Origin of the sequence: Amycolatopsis sp. SID8362 (assembly GCF_010550475.1) — a bacterium.
Lineage (GTDB): Bacteria > Actinomycetota > Actinomycetes > Mycobacteriales > Pseudonocardiaceae > Amycolatopsis > Amycolatopsis eburnea.
Genome location: NZ_JAAGNB010000813.1, coordinates 1 through 2,601 on the forward strand (window position 1 = coordinate 1; position 2,601 = coordinate 2,601).

The 2,601-nt window shown below is 71.2% G+C and carries 1 protein-coding gene and 1 pseudogene; both read right to left on the reverse strand.

The genetic code is table 11. The features are described from left to right. Nucleotides 1-1,669 (reverse strand): annotated as a pseudogene (locus G3I65_RS24980) (hypothetical protein); the annotation flags it as partial. 87 nt (nt 1,670-1,756) lie between these two features. After that, the coding region (locus G3I65_RS24985; RefSeq protein ID WP_160698257.1) for an NADH:flavin oxidoreductase at nt 1,757-2,601 on the reverse strand (845 nt) is incomplete at its 5' end.

The window sequence follows — 2,601 nt, forward strand, 5'->3', positions numbered from 1 at the left end:
GAGTGCTGTCGCTGCCTCGTGTCGGCGAGGGGCTGGTGTCCCCGCCGGTGTGGGCGGGTTCGCTGCTGCGCGTCGGAGACGGGCTGCTGTCGCTGGCCCGGGCGGGGGTGTTGTCCCCGGTGTGTGACGGGGTGCTGTCGCTGCCCGGGGTGGGTGAGGGGCTGGAATCGCCGGTGTGGGAGGGCGTGCTGTCGCTCCCGCGGGTGGGCGAGGGGCTGGAATCGCCGGTGTGGGAGGGCGTGCTGTCGCTGCCGCGGGTGGGTGAGGGGCTGCTGTCGCTCGCCCGCGACGGCGTGCTGTCCCCGGTGTGCGACGGTGTGCCGTCGCTGCCGCGGGTGGGCGACGGACTGCTGTCGCCGGTGTGGGAGGGTTCGCTGCTGCGGGTCGCCGAGGGGCTCGCATCGCCCGTGTGGGACGGCGATCGAGTCGCCGCGGGACCACTGTCCCCGCCGTGCGAGGGCGCACCATCGCTGCCACGCGCAGGCGAGGAGCTGCCGTCTCCGCTGTGGGTGGGCGCACCGTCATCGGAGCGTGCTGCCGAGGGGCTGCCGTCCGGTGTCTCGTCCCCGGTGTGGGAGGGGGAGCTGTCCCCGTCCCGGCCCGAGCCGCGGCGGGACCCCGTATCCGGTGTGGAATCGGTGTTCATCGGGTCCGAACTGGGCGAATCCCCGTCCGCGTGGCCGGATTCGCCCGAGTCACCCCGCGATCCGTCCCCCTCACTGGAGTGGGAACCCTCCCCGCCGGAGGAGCCGTCTCCGTCCGGAGAGTCGCCGCCGTGGGCTCGAGCATGGACCCCGCCGCCCTCGCCCTTGGGGATCTTGTGGACGAAGCCGCCCTCCTTGACCTTCAACCCGTCCAGGCCCGAGACCTTGCCCAGGACCTTCCCGAACACCTTCGCGATCTTCTCGAAGACGTCCACCAGCTTCGACAGCAGCGGTGACACTTTCCGGATGGTGTCGGTGAGCTTCTTCAGCAGCTCCCCGATCTTCTTGCCCCACTTCGCGATCGCCGCCGATGCCTGCGCGACCACCACCGGGGTGCCGAAACCGAGGGAGAAGACCTCCTCCATCACCCACGCGATCAGCTTGCCGACCAGGTCCGCGATCAGCTGCCGGACCGTCTCGCGGACGAACGACACGACCTGGCCCATGATCATCGTGACCGTGCTGATCGCCCCGGCCACCGTCGCCGCGCCCGACAACGCCTCGCTGTGTTCCGCCGCGAACTTGCGGTAGGCGTCCGCGCCCGCGCCGGTCCAGCCGGTGGTGCCGTTCTTGACCGCGTTGTCGAAGTCGGTTTTGCGTTCCCCGAGTGCTTTGGACACGTTGCCCCACGTGTCGGCATACGACTGGATCACCGGCGGGTTGCCCGCCACCGAGTCGAGCATGTCCTTCAACGGCTGGACGTGTTCCATCAGGAACGACGCCACCGACGACATCAGGTACCCGAACGGGTCGATCGCCGCGCCGGCGATTTCCCCGGCCAGGGAGAGCATGCCGAGGCCGCCGGAAACCCAGTCGCCGTCTTTGATGCCGTTGAAGGCGTCCATCGAGGATTCGGCGATGCCGATGCCGCCGGCCCAGCCGTAGTCGCCGTTGCCGGCGGTGAACGCGCCCGGGCCGTCCGGGTCCTGCTTCGACTCCGCGACGAGCGGATTCCCCTCCGGCATCACAACCCCCTTGACGTCTTCATACTGACGCCCGCGGGGAAGCCCCGGTTCCGGGACGCCGCGAATTGGGCCGATCGGCCCAGGGGGTCAGGTCAGGACGCAGTGCGTGCCGCCGTAGATCGTGGGCATGCAGCGGTTGCAGTGGACGCACAGGGAACGCGTGCTCGCGTCCGCCCGCATGCGGTTGACCAGGTCCGGTTCGCGCAGCAGGGCGCGGGCCAGCGCGACGAACGCGAAGCCCTCCGCCATCGCCAGGTTCATGGTCTCCACCGTCGTGATCCCGCCGAGCAGGATCAGCGGCAGGCGCAGCGCCGCGCGGAACTGGCGGGCGCGGTCGAGCAGGTAGGCCTCGCGGAACGGGTACTCGCGCAGGAAGAACCGGCCGCCGAGGCGCAGGCCCAGGCGGGCCGGCTGCGGGAAGCGAGCGGCGAACTCCCGCACCGGCGCGTCTCCGGTGAACAGGTACATCGGGTTGAGCAGCGAACTGCCCGCGGTGAGCTCCAGCGCGTCGACGCTGCCGTCCGCCTCCAGCCACTGGGCGACTTCGATGCTCTCGTCCAGCCAGAAGCCTCCGGGGACGCCGTCGTCCATGTTCAGCTTGGCGGTGATCGCGAGCCGGTCGCCGACCGCGTCGCGCACCGCGCGGGCGATCTCGCGCGCCAGGCGGGCCCGGTTGGCGAGGCTGCCGCCGAAGCCGTCGGTGCGGTGGTTGAGCCGCGGGCTGAGGAACGCGCTGACCAGGTAGTTGTGTCCGAAGTGGACTTCCACGGCGTCGAAGCCGGCTTCCTCGGCCGTGCGGGCCGCACTCGCGTGGGCTTCGACGATCCGGTCCAGGTCCGCGGCGGTGGCGGCGCGCGTCGGGCGCATCCCGAGCGGGCTGAACCGGCGGGTCGGGGACAGCGCCGGCAGCCGGTTCGACGCCGCGTTCGCCA